Below are 18,584 nucleotides of genomic sequence, written 5' to 3'. Positions count from 1 at the left end.
CCTTATCAGTCGACCGACGGTTTCATGCGGCGTTACGCGGACTGATTGCCAAGGCAACAAGGACGGCTTCTGTGAGGAGCCGTCTTTGACAGATCGTGGGCGCACGTTGCACGCTGCGTGCCACCCGAACATCGGTAGCGCAGCAAAAGCGCGAATGCGATTTTGCGATCCGTCCCGACTACCGCCAGCCCATGTTTTCCGCGAGCCGGCCGAGGCTGTCGATCGCCAGCTTGTAGTAGTCAGCCGACTTGTTCGCGAACCCGGCCTTTAGGATCGCCGCGTTTGTCTCGGGCACGTTCCAACTTTCGAAGACCTGCCGCCTGGTTTGTCCGTCCCAACCGGCACGACCCATTGGGCTCCAGGCAAAGTCACGACCTCTTGTTTTGCTTAGCGCGGCTTGTAGTTCCTCCTGCGAGATGGCCAACGTCAGGTGAGCCAGCGAGGCCAGCAGCTCGAACTCTTCGAACAAGCTGGTGAACTCGGCGCCCACGAATATGAAATCCGTGCACCAGCCGGGCAGAACGTCGTGGAGGTGGTCGCTCAGTGGTGTCTTTCTCCTCTCTAGTCCCTCCAGGGTCTGCCATAACTCGGTCCCGCCGCCCTCCCAAGAGCCGAGAAGCAATTGTTTGACAAGGGGATGTGGCTCTCGCTCGCGAGACACCACGGTCGCAAACAGCTTGAATAGATCGCCGTATCTGCGGGCCTTTAGCATCCCAATGCCATACGCATAGAAGAGCAAGACAGCAGGATAGGTACGCAGATAGATCAACGCGGTCAGGCCACCAACCGGCTCGGCTTGCGAAAAGCGCGCAATGTACTCGACGGTTTGGGCAAATTCGCTACCGCTACCCCATCGACCGAGCACGCCAAGCATTCTTGCGAGCGGTTCGCTCAACGCCTCGTATCGGGCGACGGTCTGCGCATAGCGTTGCGGCGACCATCCGCCACTGGGGTCAAACTCCTTTTCCTTCAAGGCCTTCGCGAGACGCGAAGCCACGTTACCGATGAGCTCGTCAAGCTGGATGCGAAATTCCGGTCGGCCAAGGTATTTCTTGGCGCTAGCAACCATCAGCCCGATGCTAAGCGGGTTCTCGCGCTGCAGCTCCGCCTGGGCCGACAGTTTGCCTTCGAGATCACAAAAGAAGCTGTCCGCGTTTTCGATCGTGATGATTCTGCCGGCCCGCTGCTGCACCAGGTCGGCGGCAATCTGCGATGGCTTGCCACGTGCGGCGAAAAACAAAGGATAGCGCCGGTTGGGCGCCCGCGTGATGGCGCCTCGCAACGCCGCATCCCAGTCCCCGGACCAACCGGAAATGATGACGCCGTGTTCGTCAATAATGCGGTCCAGCAGGGCGTCCATTGGCGGCGAGTAGGCGCTTAACTCCTGGTCGGTATTGCGAATGCGCGTATCCAAGTAATCGCCATGGACCTTGACCAAGTAGCAGCGGCTATGGATCAGCGGGACGGCCCCCTTCAGATCGTCATCTGATTGAATGACGGTCGGCTCAATGCCAGCCTCTCTCAACGCGTTTTCCATCAACCGGTCGAAGTTGGTCGTGATGATGACACGGACGAAGCCCGCGCGCACAAGCCGAGCTATGGCGTGGTGTGCGCGTGTCGGCACCTTGCGACCTTCAGCAATTTCTTCCTCGGTGGGCTCGATGTACGAGTGCAGGATTGATCGCCGCTCATCTGGCGTGCTGGCGAGCTGATCGAGAAGGGTCGAGTAGTTAGCCTCGATACCGTACTTGTCGGCATACCACTTGGCCCAATCAGGCTGGTTGGTTACGCCTTCGAGGGCCGCAACCCTCTTGATCAGATCCAGTGTCACTTCCCAGCCCGTCGGGACATACGCTGCGCGCGACACGCCGGAGCCGAGCAGAAGCGCGTAAACCCCTTTGTTCTCGTAGACGGAAAAGGCCAGAGCTGTGACGGGATCTATCATGTCTATCGTCTACCCTATGCCTGCAGCGCATTGACGATTTTCAACGTGCGGCGCACGTAACCGGTCAGCGCGGTGCTGTCGATTTGATCGGGCGTGCTATCGCTCATGTTTTCGCCGTGATGATATTGAGCGGAGTAGTCGTTGATCTGGTCTAGCTCGTCATAAAGGGCCGCAGCAGGGTGCGAAGCCCCACCGTCGCGAATCTTGCCCACCATGTCGCCTAGCCATTCATTCTCGCGAAAGCAGTTCGGATACGTCGTCCGCAAGTACGTTTCCAAAACGACCCGCATCTTGCGGACGACGTCAAGGAGACCGCCCGCCCCCGTCGACAAGAACAGCTGTAAATCGTCGATGTCCGTCGCTGTGCGTCCCTGACAGGCCTTCTCAAGGTCAATTTCGTGCAGCTTTGAGCCAAGGTCACGATGGTCGGCCAGCGTCAAGCTCACTCGTTCGGACGCGGGCGATTTGCCCCATATTTGCTTGAGAAAGGTGGCGTCGTGTGACAGCACCAGCAGCTGCCGGCAACTGCCCGCGAGCTTTCTGATGGCATGAACGGTCTGCCCGCGCCTAAAGTTGTCCTGGCTGGTGAACGGATCGTCGAAAACGACGATCTTATCTTTTAGACTCGGGTCTGCCTCCAAATGGGCGAAGAAGAAGGCCAGCGCCAGCGTCGTGCGGTCACCCGCGCTCAACGTGTTCTTGAAGCTTGGCTGGTCGAGCGGCGTCTTCGCGTTGCCGATGTCAATCGGCGTCCCGTTTATGACGAGTTGGTAGCTCGAGCTCGCAACTCCCCCAGGGTACGCATGTGAGGTCTCGGCAATTGTGAACCCAGCATTGAAGTCCGAGAGCAGGCTGTTGATACGGTTTTGATAGGGTTTTAGGACACTTTTGGTGTGCTCATCGAGCTGCGCTCTAATTTCCGTGCGTTCGTCGTCAACCTCCTTCTTTTCCAACACCAAATCGCAGTGCGCTCGGCACAGCTCGTCAACAGCCGGCTCGTGCCTCGCCTTTTGAGACCTCAAAACCGCTAGTTGATTTAACGCCGATGACAGCGCATCTGCATTAAGCCCAGCCTTGCGCTCAGCAATGAGGCGGTTGGCCTCCTGCACCTGCGCGTTTGCTTTGGCCAGCTGCTCAAGTGCCCCGACATACGCCTTCAAAGCGTCGCTGTAGGCAGCGCTTGGTTCGACCCGGTCGAGCAGCGCGCGTTCTTTCGCGTCCAACAGGGAGAGTGCGTTTGACTGAAGGTCGGCTGCGGCCGCTGCAAGATCGGCTGGCACGGCCACCCCCGCCCACTCGCAGCTCACGTACTGCTTCCAGAATTCGACGCTGGCATTGTTTTTCTCTGCCACCGCTGCCAGTCTGCCAAGAGCTGCCTCGCCTAGCTGCCGGGCAACAGCTCCGCGGAAACCGACTATTTCCGCCCGGAGGTTCCTATAGCGTTCGCTAAAGACCGCCTTGAACGCCACAACTAAGGGGAGCCCTTCAATGCTTTGGCCGCAAAATGGGCAGTTGTTGGCGGCGTGATCAAGGCCGCTGGAGATCCAGTTGCCGCCGCCCTCTGACATACCGTGTACGGCAAGATGCCTTTCGACAAGGGCTTCGGCGTCAGCCGCAATATCGTCGAACGTAGTTTGGAGAAGCGCTGCAAGCCCGTCGGGCATGGCGGGCACCGGCAACTCGTCAAGTTGCGCTCGCTTCTTGAGCGTCTCCGCCTGTTGAAGCGCTGTTACTTCCGTCTGCTGGGCTTCAATCTGAACGTCGATATTGGCGTCCGGCGCCATTGCGAGGAACTCATCCACCTTCATGCCTGAAGCAAGGAAGGGTTGGAGCCCTTTTGTTGAGCTGGTTATTTCAGCCGTGAGGTTCCGGCTAGCGCCACTGAGTTCAGCATCCTTGGTTGCGAGCTTTACCCCCGCCTCTCCCACGATAATGCGGTAGAGATTGCGCTTCTGCGCAACGTCGACTACTTCACCCGCGTGCACGTTTTCCCCGACGAACACACCATCAAAGATGGCGAACATCGGCTTAGGTTCGCTCCAGCCCTTTTTGTTGAAGCGCACCGGCGCCCCATCGAATAGCAATTCGATGCTGATGTCGTCCGCAACGCCCGTCGTTTTCCGGCCGACAATATGGTCGCCATCGCCCGTGTGGAGCGACCGAAGCACAGAACATATCGTTGTCTTGCCGAAGCCGTTGGCTCCCGAAATGAACGTATGCTTTGCAAGTTGCGGATTCGGCGAGCCTGCTGAATTTCTAAAACGGCCGACATTCTTAATTGAAATGATTTTCGACAGCACCCGCCGCCCCTTCCCCCTCGTTGCATCGATTAACTTATGATTGTTGCATACGATCAGCGCAAGCGATAGATGTAGCATTGGATAAGAGCTAAAGCTCCGCCTTGGCAATTCCTGCCGACCCAAGTGGGGCGAGGCCGGCAGACCTTCACGCAGCCGAGTTGGCGCGGCCCTTGCTGGCCAGGCTCACCAATGCGGTTCGTCGATCCCGTCTTGAATAGCGCGCTTGTCAGCGGACGTTGGCGCACCTGCTCGACTGGGCACGCGCGCATCGACCCACGCCGGGCGGCAGCCTGAAGGCGCTTGCAATCGTCAGGATCCCCGTAACCGTCATCACGCAGGCGATGAGGCCGATTGTAGAGCGAGCTGGTCAGCCTCCCAGTCCTTGTAGGTCTTACCTTGTCCTTTGACCTTCCACTCGATCGTGCCATTCGCAGGACGCCCAGTAACGACAGCAGCCGCCGCGCTAGGGCTTTTGAACGCATAGCTTTCAACGAAGACTCGGTTCTGGCCCTGAGGCACGATCACACCCGTCTTAACCAGCTCGGCATACAACCGACCGTACGTGGTCCCCTCAGACCCCTGGCCGACCCAGGATCCTCGGGTCAAGGAACCCTTCTCAACAACGAAGTCCCCGTCTTGAAGAAATGCAGCGGCTTGGATACCGGCGTATTGACTATTCAACTCAAAAACCACGCTGTTCTTGGTTGGAGAGATAGAGGCCAAAGGGCGATCGTTTTCGCGCGTGTTCTTGATGAACATATCAACCCGAAGCGCCGGAAGGACCATCATTAGATAATCTAGGAATGACTCCATATTCGCCTGGGCGGCCTCGGACAAACCAGGTCGAGTAGGCGTAGTGCCGTTGTCGAGGCTGATGCGATTGATCGTTCGAGCTTCCTCGATGAGCCGTGCTTCCAAATATTTGACGTGAGCCTTATTCAGGCTGTTCGAGGTCGACGTCACGAGAACCGCTGAACTCCACCAATCCTTCCTGGTGTCGTGGTTCCGAATCCGATCACTGATGTCTTCTCCCTCTCCGATGTACGCTTTCGGTTCGCCATCCTGTTCGCCGAGCAGCAGATACACTCCGGTAAATTTGGTCTCCTTCCGTGCAAGTGCAGCGGTAATCTGGGTTCGCGGTGTCATCAGCACATGACCGGTCCAGTTGAAGACCTCAGCCGTTAACATTCCATCGGGCCGGCCATCGATGAAATAAAGCTCAAGCGATCGTCCCTTTAGGTTGATATTCATTTCGCCCCTGCGTCGATCCCGACAAAATTATTAGAAACGCAACAAGCTTTCCCAGCTTGCGACTAATTCTTACCTCCATCGAGGTGATGTTCCGCTCAAGCTAAACCCTCGGCTAATCGCGCCTGCAAATCCGCTCCCACCCGCTTGAAACCAAGTAGCCGAGCCACTGTTCTGATAAGCTCCTCGTCTTCACCCCCGCCGTTATCCTCACGGGCTATCTTGAACGCGGCTTGTATTTCCAGAACAGAGATGCACGCAGCCTTAAGGGTTGCACCGCTTTCTGCAGAGCGGTCGCGAACCGGAGGCGCATCCGACTGACCTCGCGTGTACCAGAATATTCCATCGGTAAGCAGATCGACACTTCCCGTTCGGGCGACCGACAAAGCTGTTTCAGTCGCGGTTAATATTCGCGATCCCGCCTTCTCCTTGCCGAAGCAGGAGGCTAAGCGCCGAGCGACTTCTTCCACATGGATCGGTCCTTCGGTATCCACGATCTTTCGAACCAAATTCGCCAACATAGAAACAGGCGCCTCATGCGGCTCGTTCGAAGTGCTGACGCGAAAGACCGCCCGCTGATATGGAGGCATCTGCCGAACAACAACCTCGGGAACAAAAATCGGTGCAGCTTCCCTTTCGGTTGGTTCTGTCGATCGCGCCTGATTTACTCCTCCCACTCGCAGTCCCTGGCCGGCCCTATCCCGCGCTTCAGAAAGCGCCGTGCGCAGTCGTTCTATCTCAAAGTGGCGATTATAGAACCAGTCGGTACTCCAAATACGGTGAAAGCCCCAACCGAGGTGTTCAAGCACGTCCTGACGTAGGCGGTCCCGTTCTCTGGCCCAAAGAGCGCTATGGTAAGTTGCGCCATCACACTCGACGGCGAGGATGTAGCTACCCGGCCTGTCAGGGTGGCGAATACCCAGATCGATTCGGAAACCAGCAGATCCAACCTGCGCGTCTGCGAGGAAGCCGTACCCCCGGATAACGTCAGCAACATCTTCCTCGAAAGGTGAATCTGCGTCGAGGCCCGTCGGCGAGTCTACTTCCAGGCGTCCATTCTTCGCAAAATCAAGAAAGCGCTTGAGGATTCGCGGACCTTCTCTCGAGGTACGATTCAAATCAATGTCGCCAGGATCGAAGGATGCAAACACCTCGCAGCGGATTCGAGCGCGGGTGAACAACACATTGAGACGTCGTTCGCCGCCTTCGCCGTTAACCGGGCCGAACGACATGCTGTTCAACCTTGCGCCGGCGATAACTGGGCCGTATCCAACACTAACAAGAATGACGTCGCGCTCATCGCCCTGCACGTTCTCGATGTTCTTGACGAACAGGTCTTCCGATTGTCCCTCGCGCAGAAATTGATCTAGCGTGGCATCTTGGCGACGATGAAGCTCCAAAAGCTCCGTGATGAGATTTCGCTGCGCAAACGAAAACGTGACTACTCCGAGGGACTGTGATGGATTTGCTCTCGCGTGCTCCGCTATTCGATCAACGATGGACTCGCCTTCTTTGCGGTTGTCCCGCTTTCCGCCCTTGTCGTAAACGCCATCGACCCGGGTAAAGCACAGGCCGTAAGCCGGATCTTTCTGTAGGGGTGACGGTGGCAGAACGAGATCATTGTCGTAAAACTCTCGATTCGAAACCTCGATAAGCGATGGATCACGTGATCGATAATGCCATTTCAGCATTCTACCGGCGAGGCCGCGTGCCTCGCAAAGAGTCAGGATACTCTCCATACTGCCAATCGTTGCCGCGCCTTCCAGCAAGTCCGGGCCGACATATTCATCATCGCCTTCTTTGTCATCCTCTTCGTCTGACAACACCCGATCGAAGAAGGAAGATGGCGGCAACTGCTTCTTGTCGCCCACCACCACGATTTGCGTAGCTCGAGCGATCGCTCCAAGCGCGTCCTCTGGGCGGACTTGCGAAGCCTCATCGATAACCAGAAGGTCAAACGAGATCGTGCCCGGCGGCAAGTATTGAGCGACAGATATTGGGCTCATCAACAAAACGGGCTTAATGCGTTGTATCGCCGTGCCGGCCTTTTCGACCAATCGTCGCAGTGCCATATGGCCGCGCTTTTTCCCGATCTCGCCACGAAGGACTTTCATCTCCCCCATGGCGCCTTGAGGCACCTGTGCGAGATGTCCAGCTAGGATCGTGGTTACATTGTCCCTGAGCTGCTGACGCTCTAGCGCTGCGAAAGCGCCAACCAGGTCATGGCGCCTTTCCAGGCCGATGCCACGAAGGTCGGGGTTCTCTTCTAGAGCGATCTTCCAGAGGCGTTCGGCACGGGCGTACCGTAGTTCGATTGCTGCAGCGGCTCCATCTATCTCCCCAGATCGCATCCGCTCCTCAAGCCTGGACAATCCCGCTGAAGCGAGCGCCTCGCGACGTCGCGCTAATTGGGTCCACGACGCATATCGACCGGTGGCTGCGGCCATTGCGCCAAAGTGTGCCGCGACAGCACCGAGGTCCGTATGCTCAAGGCCGACATCACCGATACTAGCAAGATTCAGATCGAGCAGTTTCACAATGGCTTGCAATGCCGAGCGTGCAGTTTGCGCCGCCTCTCTCAGTGTCCGTCGCATCGCAATTAGGGCATCAACTTTAGCAGCTAGTGCGATCGACTTGTCCGAATCCACAGGAATTGGGGCTTTGGAAAGTCTCTCACACCATTCGGCAATAGTGATCAATTTCCCAAAGTCGGATTTCTCTCCACGCCAGGCATCACCGAGAATATGACTGCAATATTCACGATCGTTTTCCCATTCCGATTTCAGCGAAGTCACCGTAATCAACTGATCGATCCGCGCAACTCTCTCGGTCGCGGTTTTGGGTAAGCCTCCGCGCAATAGGCCGGCAAGTTCTCGTGATGCGCCTCGATAGCGACCACCCCAGCGGGCAAAGAATGAACGAATACCCGCTGCGAGAGGAGCGCGTAGATGGTTAAAAGAAACGCTGAAGGCGGTTTCAACGAATACTTCTGACGCTTGATCGAGCGCTTGCCGCCACGCCATGCCGGCTCGCAAGGCTTGGTGAAGGCGAGGAATGTCTGGTGCGTCGAGCACCTTCTGCGCAATGTCGGCTGTGTTATGGGGCAGTCCTTCGAGCCGCCCGAGTACATCGGCCAACGGAGCAACAGCATCGAGGGCTGTGGCAATCGGCAATGCAAGTGCGTCGACGGGCGCGCGCAATGATGTTGCAAGCGACTTCACGGCGACTTGAGCGTCCGTCAGCGTAGCAGTCAGACGAGCTAGGTCCACCGGCTGAAGGTGAAGGTTGCCTGTGCCCTCGAAGGGATGAGGAGTTGCTCGTCCCTCTTCCGCGAGGAGCGCGCCATATTCTTGGATCGTCGTTAGCAAATCCATCTCTTGCTGCCGCGACATCGAACGCAGGCTTTCGACCTCCAGATTTGGAGGCGAGATACCTCTCCCAATAAACTGGGATTGCCGACCAAGCACGCTGTAGGCCGTCTCTCCAGTAGCTCCGATCGGGCGGTGCAACGCTTCTGCAAGCTTGTTCAGTCGGTCACGGCTTTCCCTCAAGGCGGTTGGCGCCCCCGGCACTCCTGGCACGACGCTGGCTTGCGCTAAGGTTCGCGCTAGTTCGCCAAGGACAGCTTTCTTATTTACGCTTCTCGAATGCAGCTCAAGGCATACATCACGTAGCCCGACCTTCACGAGGCGATCGTGCACCACAGAGAGTGCAGCCATCTTTTCGGCAAGAAATAGGACTCGCTTACCTTCCTTGGCCGCCGCCGCAATAATGTTCGTAATTGTCTGAGATTTGCCCGTTCCGGGCGGCCCCTGGACGACCAGATTCCGGCCAGACCGCACCTCCTCGATCACCTTGGCTTGCGACGCATCTGCATCGACCACATGGAAGAGCTTTTCTGGCGGCAGGACCTCGTCCAGCTTATCATTTGAAGTAAATAGCGGTTCCTCGGGTTCAAAACCCTCATAGAGTAGACCACGAGTAAGCTCATGGGCCGCCAATGCGTCGTCGGGCCACGCCTCAATGGCCAGATCACGGTACATCAGCAGCTTGCTGAAGCTGAAAAATCCCAACTGCATGGCATCGGGGTCGAGCTTCCAGCGCTCCCGCGAGCTGGTCACTTGTTGCACTTCAGTAAAATAGTCGGACGGCTTCCAGTCTTCTTCGATTTCAAGTTCGGGAAGCTCGATTCCGAAATCGTCCCTCAACCGCTGCTGCAGCGGCAAGTTCGTCAGAGCGTCTTCATCTCTCACTCGCAGGTCGAAAGTCGAGGTCCTCGCATTGCGTACGAGTTCGACTGGAAGGAGAACGAGTGGCGCTTCACGGGGCACCTTCGAAGCCTTATCCTCATACCAGGTCAAAAAACCCATCGCGAGGTACAGGACGTTAACGCCGGATTCCTCCTCTGCCGTTTGGGCTTCCCGCGCTATCTTCAGCAGCTTTTTCTGCAGTGCATCGGGGCCGAGTCGCGTTTCAAGCCATGAATCGGTGTAGCGATCTTCGTCAGACCCTTGCTGCATAGCGTCAACAAGGACGACTTCGCGGCTATCTTCGACCTTATCTTTTCCGAGCGCGAAGAAGCGCATGGTCTTGCCACTGGATAGCAAGGCATGAACATCATCGGAACGTTCGTTCACAATGTTCAGTACGTTTCCGCGCGTGTTCGCGCGATTGACATGAACAAGGCGATTGCGAGTCCCTGTCTCGACTAGTCTGCGCCGCGTATCATCAAACAGCCTTACTACAGCCGACCGGGTTTCTTGATCTGCGCCTTTCGGCCGCGCGTCGACGCTCCCCAAGCTAATTGCTCCCCTGTAAGTCACTTTAGAAACTGGTCCGACGCGTGAAAGCTTATTTCTGCCTCGCCGCACATCTAGAGCCGGCCGGGACCGCGCTCCGCAAATGTTGCGTTCGCTTTAGGCTCGCCATACCACCGTCTTGATCCCGGCTCCTCTTCTGGTTGCGAATAACTATAGCGAGAAATGGGGCGCGTCATCTCCCTTCCGCTAGGAAATTAGACCAAAGGCCGATTGTGGATAGACTCTCAGTGTCTCCGTATCCGGATTGCTACGGAGGTTTATGCTGCGCGGTCCACGAGCTAGAAATTCGTAACAACGCTACGTCTGCCCTCAATGGATCAAGCGCCTGGACACCGGCGAGCGCCCCTTGGCATGCACCAATCTGATGGCTAAACGGGAGGCGGCGCTTCCGTGACGGGAGGAGTTGGCGGGACAACAGCCGCTTTAGTCCCAACGTCATCCTTTTCTCGATCGGCTGTTTTCTGAAGCTTCCTCACGTAGGCTGCTGCGGCTCCGGCCTCCTCGCTGTCGATGAGTTCACGTTTCACGATTTCATTTTCTATCAGCGAAGACAGATATACCGGGTCCAGCCTAATGCCAGATAACCGACGAACCTCTTTACGGATCGCTTCCACCATCTTGTCGGTTCGCAATACAGCTGCGACGGTATATTTGCTGCTCGTCTGCTTTTCGTTGAGCAGCTCCGTCAACGTATCCTTCGAATAACCTTCGGAACTGAGACTACCGAAGCAGCTGATGATGTCGTCATTCTTGCAGTCGCAAGCTAAGACGTCGATCTCGAATACCAGCGTCTTCTCGATTGGCTTCCCGAATCTCAAATTATAGAGGCGCCATATCGCTCCATTCGAGAGAACGACCCAAGAGACACCCTCATTTGCTGCGTAGTCAATGGCCTGCTTGACGTGAGCATCCTTGAGCTCAACGCCGATCGCTTTTGCCTCGATCAAGAAGCGCTTCTTGCCATCGACTGTCACGACGCGGTCAACATAAGTCCCGCGTATCGCGTGCTCGCTCGAGACTTCCTTGTATTTGTCGTAGCCCAAGGCATCGGAAAGAAAATCTGTAATAATCGTGACCGTATCAGCTTCACCGATATCTCGCTGCTTCGCTGCCTCGAGCACTTTTTGGTATTTCTTGAGTTGCGCTGATAAGCGTGCGGAAACCTTCGCTGAAATTCCCATGTGTCACCCGCAAAGATCTATTTGAAAGCGGTTAGGATTCCGGAATTTGGCCCCTCGCGCAACAGTTTAGTTAACCCACCCGTGCCACTACGGTCCCATTTGAACGATCTTCGCCTTAAGTCCAACGTGACCAAAGCAACACGCGCCTGGCGGGTGGGCTCTAGGAAATGACCGACGTTCCCGCTGGTCGGGCGCCGCTAGAGCCAAAGCCCCAGCGTGGTTCTGAGGCTGTCCAACAGCCCAGTACCGATCGCGATTCTCGCCCTATGATCAGCACACATTCATAATGTCCGGACGACCGATACGGGCACGTCCGTCACCTGGATGGACCTTCCTGGGGATCATTTGGAGTTGCTATTGACCGCCGGCCCGCCCTCATTCACAATAGAACGAATAGTGAACAGGAATTGCTGAGATGGCCGGGCATCTTCATGAACCCCACGTCGTCTGCCCAAAGTGCAGTCATCAGATCCCGCTGACTGAGTCGCTCGCGGCTCCCTTGCTGGAAGCGGAGCGACGCGACCTTCAGAGGAAGCTTGTCGCGAAAGAGGCTGAGTTTGCTCGCAAAGCTGACGAACTTCGCCAACAACAGAACGAAGTCGCGCAGGCAAGAGCCGGCGTTGATGAGCAGGTTAAGCAGCGTCTCGATGCCGAACGTAAGCAAGTTGTCGCTGCCGAGGCCAAGAAGGCGCGCGAACAGATGGCGGACGATTTGCGCGCGATGGAGCAGCGCCTGGCTGAGAATGAGCAACTCCTAAACGCGCGCAACATAAAGCTCGCTGAAGCGCAGCAAGCTCAGGCCGACGCGCTTCGGAAGCAGCGCGAACTAGACGAAAAGACACGCGAGCTGGAGGTCACGATTGAGAAGCGCGTCCAGGCTAGCCAAGCCGATCTCGTCGCCAGGGCACGCAAAGATGTGACCGATGAACTAAAGTCGCAAGTATCGCAGAAAGACGCTCAGATCGACTCTTTGGGACGCACGGTCGAGGAATTGAAGCGGAAGCTTGAGCAAGGCTCGCAACAGACGCAGGGCGAGGCCTTTGAGCTTGAGCTTGAGAATCTGCTCCGGGGCAAATTTCCGCTGGATCTCATTGAGCCGGTAGCCAAGGGCGAAACTGGTGGCGACATCGTTCACACGATCAACGGCCAGATCGGATCACCGGCCGGCATCATCCTTTGGGAGCTAAAGAACACAAAGAATTGGTCGGATAGCTGGCTGCCGAAACTGCGCGACAACAAGCGCGCAGCTAAAGCCGATGTCGCTTTGATAATCTCTACAGCACTACCCAAAGAAGTCGAGACGTTCGATTTGATTGATGGCGTCTACGTAGCCCATCCGCGGTGTGCGGTGCCGGTCGCTCTGACCCTACGTCAGGGTCTCTTGGAGATCGCCACCGCACGCACAACGCAGGCTGGCCAGCAGTCCAAGGCTGATCAAGTCTATCAGTATCTGACCGGTTCGCGGTTCAAGCAGCGAATCGAAGCCATCGTCGAGCGCTTCAAAGACATGCGAGAAGATATCGATAAAGAGCGCAAGTTCATGGTGAAGGCCTGGGCTAAGCGAGAGGCCCAGGTCAGCGCCATGATCGAGTCGACGGCCGGCATGGTTGGCGATCTTCACGGTATTATGGGGCAAGCAATGCCGGAGATCGAGGCTATCGACGAACCTCCAATGTTAGAGGGAAAGGCCGCCTAGACGCTGCGAAGAGTGCAACTGATAAGCTTTCTCTCAAAAGCTTATCAGTCGCCGATTGCGACCGTCACCGGGAGCGGTCGAGCGGGGACAACCGAACGGCGTGTCAAATGCCCGCCAAGGCCGTCAAGGAATGGCAAAAGCGGCCTGTTGTGGCCGTTGGTCTTCTCGGTCGGCGCATAGAGGAATAGGCGGTCGCGGGCGTGGATAGGCCCATGTAGAAAAGGCATTGCTCCTCGGCCTGACCGGCACCGAATGCGTCGATCGCGCTGCCTTCAGCGCCAGCGATCATAGCGTCAGGCGCTGGACAGGGCGCTGGCGGCGGCGCACGCCGTCGACTTCGCGTGCCACCGGCAAAGTCGGCGTTGCCGAACCGCGTGACGTCGAAGGAAGAGGCGCCGCGGAATCGGTAAATCGACTGTTCGGCGTGCGCGCCCATTCGACGACCCGTCCTGCTCTGTGCTTACTATATGAAGTGCCCCATGATCAGGCTTCCGCTTCGCTCAGACTTCGTCCAGGCATTTTTGTATCTCCTCGACGACGTCCAGATTCGGCGGGCGCGCGTAGTCGTATTTAACTTCGGCCTTCAGCACGGTCGTGTTTTGCTCGGCAGCCGCAATGATCGTGACAAAAGTGATGCCGCACATTTGCATTAGCACGGCGTCGATGAGTTTGCGGACCCCCTTTGGGCCTCCAGCATAGAGTGTAGCCATGTCTGCGAGATGTATATGGATGAACTCGTTGGATTTGAGGTACTCGATGAAGAGGTCGCTCAGCTTCAGCCCGTAGTGGTCGTCGTAGTACTTGTTTGCCGTGTCCGTTTTCATGGTTACGTGTTTCTCCTTTGCTGTCGTCGCGCTTCCAGATAGGCCTTGCGCGCGGCGTAGCTTCTTTACTTTGACGCCGGCGCGCCTACGGTTCTCTTTCTTGCTTACTTTAGATTGCGTTGTTTTCACGGAAGACCCTTGGTTTGATTTTAGGGTGGCGATTACGACCACGAGGCCAATTTACAAGATCATCTACGGGTCACTGGTTGCGTTAACCGCCAAAGGCATCGCTGCCATTGGCCAAGCCATCCACCGACAACTGATAATGAAATTCTGAAAAGCTTATTAGTCGCGAGCCGGACGTCTGCAGCTATTGCCTCGCCGTTTCGCAGCCGGCGGCAACGCCGTCGTCTCACCTCCGACCAGACTTGTAAAGTGGTCTGGCATCGCGCTCGGCGACGCAGAATCAAATGGAGAAGTAGATGAATAGGCAACGTTCGGAATTCGAATGTAACCTTTGCAAGAGTGACAAGATCACGTCGCAAGGATTTCGCGGGCTCGCGTATGCTCAAACAATCGGAAAGACAGAAGAGTTTGTTGGAAGCGCCCTAAGCTCTTGGCAGTTCGTTGAGGACGTTATTGCGTCGATATTTGAGGTGCTTGTTTCAGGACCCGACGCCTACTCGAAGTACTTCAACTCAATGAGCGCGGCGGAGCGCGCCTATGGCTCTGTGGTGAGCTTCGACGGCCGTGCTGGGATGGTCGAAGCAGCAGCAGAAGCATTCTTCCATCCACGAAGAACGAAACGTACAAGACGCGACTGAGTGGACTTCTGAAGGCGTGTCGTGGGTGGTCGGCACGGCGGAACGAAGTGGCACATGGCCGAATCGGAGGTGCGCCAAGCGATCTAAACTGTTGCGTCTTGTGGCCATCAGAATTTAGCAGCCGAAAGAACGCCGTCGATCACCGTGCGGCGTTTGTCTAAAAATTCCATCCAGATCAAGGAGTTTGATCGTCAATTCTTGGAATTGCACAGCCAGTTGCTAGATTTTCTTGGCGAGTTTCGAGCTTGGCGCGAAGGGCGGCTTCACGAATATCTTTCGTCAGATCGCGAGATCGCTACCCCCGATATGGTAGCGGCGGCATGCTGTCTTGAAGCACCTTTGCCGCCGCATCGATCATATGGATAGCGGAGCAAGAAAAATAGCAACGCTGCTCCGTCGTTAGTTTCTGCAAACGTGTTCAAAATTGATCTAGAAAATTCCGATCAGCGGCTATCGTCTGTGGCCGACAACGACGCCGAGCCTCACTAGTTCATCGCCATTCTCGCGGCGGAGTACTTCTGCGTCCTCGTTGACCTTGTACGTGAAACCTAGCTTATCGAAAACTTGCCGTATCGTTTGAAGCGCGTTCGATACTTGGCTTCGGTCGGACAGGTGAAATAGCATGACGCTATATTGCGGCGTCGGCACCCCAGACTTCGGCGCCATCACGCCGCCGTCCCGACACCCGCCCTTTTGAAAGATTCCGGCTAACTTGACTATCACCTCATAGGACGGCTCGCGTCCCATAATGTACATCACGTGCCCCTTCGGACCATAACGTAGGGTGTCTAGAATCTCTTGAACCCGCTCGTTGACGACGACCTGCTTGTCGCGGCGGTCCGCGGGCCGCCTCGGGGCAGTCGATCTACCTGCATCTCGGAACGCATCGACGACCGCGCTGACAAAGCCGCCTACCTCTCGCGCTATCGAAGTGACCGCGACCATCGACCCAGCCCCGGCGATCAACAACAGCGCATCGCGTGCCATGCGGTCGCTGATCGGTGTTGCCGCAGTAACGGTGCTCTCATGGCGCCGCTTCATTTCCCTGAGTTGCTCGACAGTGTAGGTGCTATCGTCGCCGTCGATCACGTCGTGGTGGAAGCCGCAAAGCAATATCAGATTCTCGAACGACTGCCGCTCCGTCTCGCTCTGTGCCGGATCGTACCTCTTGGAGCCCGGCTTGTTTCCCTTGATGTGGCAACTTTTTCCCGTCACAGTCCCAGCCGACTCCACAACGACCATCGGATGCTGGCAATTGGGAAATGCGCAGCGATTGCCCGACAGGGCGAACAGCCGCTTGATCGTCGGCAGGGTCGGGTCGGTCACACTTCCCTCCAAAGTTCTGCGGTTTGCGCCGAATTAACGGCCCTGACCCAGCTAAGCCACCGGGCTTATGATAGTCGCGGATTTGCCACAGGGCCAACATGCATTGTCCGACCCCACGCGAAGTAGGTCGCTGGAATCCTACGGGTGATCGTGACCTTGGGAATCAGACCTACGGCAGAACCGGCTAGAGCCAACCCGTGATGGAAACGCTCAACCCTGGATTGGCTAGTCATGCCTGACCGTGAGCGCGCTTCCCGATCGACTAGTTAAGCTCGTTCAACTGGCCAACCACGCGGTCACGATTATCAATGATAATTGTTTCAGGCCTTCCAACTAGCAGATAACTCAAAGCACTCGAATTTGCCAGGGCGGTTTCCAACTCAAGCTTGAGCGCGCTCCTGCTCAACCCACTCTTTTCTAGCTCATCGAGAACCACTCCAAATGGATCGGCCTCACGACCGTTTATTGCGTGATTTCCTTCCTCATGAATACGGGTGTACGCGTCTTCATCGATAGATTTCTTGGCCAGCAACAACTTCAAATAGTCTGTCAGCAATTGCATTCTTATGAGACCCGAGATGACTTCTGTCCAGGTAATGGCTCGGTCGAACGCTCGGATTGCACTGGGAATAAACTCGCTTACACGGTACACCAGCCTCGCGGCAAATGACGCTGCATCGACAGCGTTTAATGGAAAGACCGACGACAGCACAGCTCTTGCCCCAAGGCTCATAAATCCATTCGCGGTCGTCGCGTGATTGCGATCGGCGGCATGTGTATCGCATGCACTTAAGACGACGATCGGCGCAATGTTGTGAATGCGATCCCGCAGGCCCCACACATCGACCGCCTCGTTGCCGAGATGAAGCTTAGCCGACTCATCCGCTGTGTGGCTTCCATGACCATCGAAAATTACCATCGGGCCTTCGAATCCGTTCAGGGCGTCAACAAGCTCGGCTTCACTCGTTACTATCTTGTAGATCACGGTAAGATTATCGCGCCATCGAGGCTCGAAGACTCCGAACGCCATCTCCAGAAGACTGGCTATTGGGTCCTCGCGCTTCAGAGCGCTCAAGACGAGTACAGATGAGAAGTCTCCCGGCGCAAGATGAACCCGTCTCTTGCTCGCAAGATGATCGACGAAAAGATTGCCAGGCGTGACGGGAATGCGGCTACAGTTTTTTCTGATGAACAGTGGAAGGCCATCCACGTCGAGCCATTCAAGATGAGCGTCGGATATAATCCGGATACCGGACTCGCTGCGCTTAATAAGACTCATAAACTCTGCGGGGACAGCGCCCGCCAGACGTGCCTGCACCTGACGAAATGCAAGTAACCTCTTTCGCGGACTTCGTTCTTTGCTTCGATACTGTTGGGCAAAGCTCCGCACGCTGCCGATGGTCCGGTTTATCTCATTGGGCAAGCGTGCGCCGACAGAAAACTCCGACGCGGTCAAAGCTGAGATAAGCTCTGTATTAAGATCTAGTTCAGAGGTCCTTGCCAACGTCAGAGGGTGAGATTGGACGGAAATCTGGCCATCGCTTCCCTGGACGATATTCCCGACCATAGCCGACTTCTGAGCTTCCGTCGTCAAGTTGAAGCCGTATCCGGTTTGACGTTCAAACATTTGTCGAACGATGAGGGTGCTTCGACGCAGCGCTTTATCCATATCCAACCGAAGCGGAGTAGTGAAGAAGTCTGGATAGAACGCTGGCGCAAACAGATTCAGATCGGGTGGGCGCCTGAATATACGTTGAATATCACGTTCGCCGAGCTTCGCACGTTCATCGAAGATGCTATTGCTCGTCCTTACGATCTGTTCAACATACGGCTTCGGGTTAGCACCGACTTCCTGAAATCGCCCCGACACCATTTCATCGTATCCAGCAACCGAGAGCGCGATCAGGTTTGGGACAATCGTATTGTGTCCTCCAACCTGATAACCAAGACTACGTGATGGCATAGGCTTCCACTCCGAGATTGCCGTTCTGGCGGCATCAACCGAGTGCTTGCTAATCATGTCGGGGATGCGATCACATATCTTCAGAAATTGAGCCTGAACTGCGTCGAATGAAAGGTCCGACAAGTCACCACCGGATTTCGCAGCGATTGTTGGCCGCACGGGAGAGGACTTGGCCCACTCTTCATAGTCTTGAGGGCTCTCGGATTCCGGCAGAACGATAACCGTGAAGGGGGCGAAAGCAGGAAGGGGCATAGACCGGATCGCGCGAGGCGACTGACCGTACCAACTGACAGGCGATATGCCCGAGACACGCTTGGCCAGGAGCACTTCACGGCCTTCGTCGGTTAAATCAAAGATATTAGTTGGAAGGAGAGATGCGGCTCGTATGGCCCATCTCATCTCAACGAGGCTCCACGCGAAGCCTTGAGTCGGCGTTGCTAGAGTCGGATCGCCATCCGGAATCACGATTATGAAGTTAATGCCGGGGTCCAAGTCCATATGAAAGGTCTTTCAACGC

Annotated in this window: 10 protein-coding genes; 2 read left to right on the top strand and 8 right to left on the bottom strand. The window is 56.2% G+C overall.

Translation table 11 applies throughout. From position 1 onward, the window contains the following. Positions 1–178: 178 nt before the first annotated feature. From H8B02_RS04420 to H8B02_RS04400, 5 genes are all read right to left on the bottom strand, one after another. Complete coding sequence (locus tag H8B02_RS04420) at positions 179–1,945, bottom strand: SIR2 family protein (protein WP_229165043.1); 1,767 nt, start codon at positions 1,943–1,945, stop codon at positions 179–181. A 14-nt stretch (positions 1,946–1,959) separates the two neighbouring features. Beyond that, complete coding sequence (locus H8B02_RS04415; RefSeq protein ID WP_229165042.1) at positions 1,960–4,245, bottom strand: AAA family ATPase; 2,286 nt, start codon at positions 4,243–4,245, stop codon at positions 1,960–1,962. A gap of 330 nt (positions 4,246–4,575) precedes the next feature. Next, entirely contained in the window at positions 4,576–5,496 is a 921-nt protein-coding gene (locus tag H8B02_RS04410; RefSeq protein ID WP_229165041.1) for a GIY-YIG nuclease family protein, read from the bottom strand. 95 nt (positions 5,497–5,591) lie between these two features. Beyond that, positions 5,592–10,292: a DUF3320 domain-containing protein gene (locus H8B02_RS04405; RefSeq protein WP_229165040.1), complete on the bottom strand. Its 4,701-nt coding sequence runs from the start codon at positions 10,290–10,292 to the stop codon at positions 5,592–5,594. 389 nt (positions 10,293–10,681) lie between these two features. Beyond that, positions 10,682–11,494: a type I restriction enzyme HsdR N-terminal domain-containing protein gene (locus H8B02_RS04400; RefSeq protein WP_229165039.1), complete on the bottom strand. Its 813-nt coding sequence runs from the start codon at positions 11,492–11,494 to the stop codon at positions 10,682–10,684. 415 nt (positions 11,495–11,909) lie between these two features. Between H8B02_RS04400 and H8B02_RS04395 the strand changes: the two genes are divergently transcribed. Continuing rightward, positions 11,910–13,190: a DUF2130 domain-containing protein gene (locus tag H8B02_RS04395; protein WP_229165038.1), complete on the top strand. Its 1,281-nt coding sequence runs from the start codon at positions 11,910–11,912 to the stop codon at positions 13,188–13,190. A 500-nt stretch (positions 13,191–13,690) separates the two neighbouring features. Here H8B02_RS04395 and H8B02_RS04390 read toward each other — a convergent pair whose 3' ends face one another. Next, on the bottom strand, positions 13,691–14,014 hold the full coding sequence (locus tag H8B02_RS04390; protein WP_229165037.1) for a hypothetical protein: 324 nt from the start codon (positions 14,012–14,014) through the stop codon (positions 13,691–13,693). 422 nt (positions 14,015–14,436) lie between these two features. Between H8B02_RS04390 and H8B02_RS04385 the strand changes: the two genes are divergently transcribed. Next, on the top strand, positions 14,437–14,778 hold the full coding sequence (locus H8B02_RS04385; protein WP_229165036.1) for a hypothetical protein: 342 nt from the start codon (positions 14,437–14,439) through the stop codon (positions 14,776–14,778). A 450-nt stretch (positions 14,779–15,228) separates the two neighbouring features. Here the strand turns inward: H8B02_RS04385 and H8B02_RS04380 are convergent, their stop codons facing one another. Together H8B02_RS04380 and H8B02_RS04375 are read right to left on the bottom strand one after the other, a co-directional pair. After that, positions 15,229–16,104, bottom strand: a complete 876-nt coding sequence (locus tag H8B02_RS04380) for a hypothetical protein (RefSeq protein ID WP_229165035.1) — start codon at positions 16,102–16,104, stop codon at positions 15,229–15,231. Between the two features lie 262 nt (positions 16,105–16,366). Continuing rightward, positions 16,367–18,565 (bottom strand): CHAT domain-containing protein, encoded by a 2,199-nt coding sequence (locus tag H8B02_RS04375; RefSeq protein ID WP_229165034.1) that lies wholly within the window; start codon positions 18,563–18,565, stop codon positions 16,367–16,369. Positions 18,566–18,584: the final 19 nt, after the last annotated feature.

Source organism: Bradyrhizobium altum, assembly GCF_020889705.1.
In the GTDB taxonomy this organism is placed as follows: domain Bacteria; phylum Pseudomonadota; class Alphaproteobacteria; order Rhizobiales; family Xanthobacteraceae; genus Bradyrhizobium; species Bradyrhizobium altum.
This window is presented reverse-complemented; position numbering and strand designations above follow the sequence as displayed.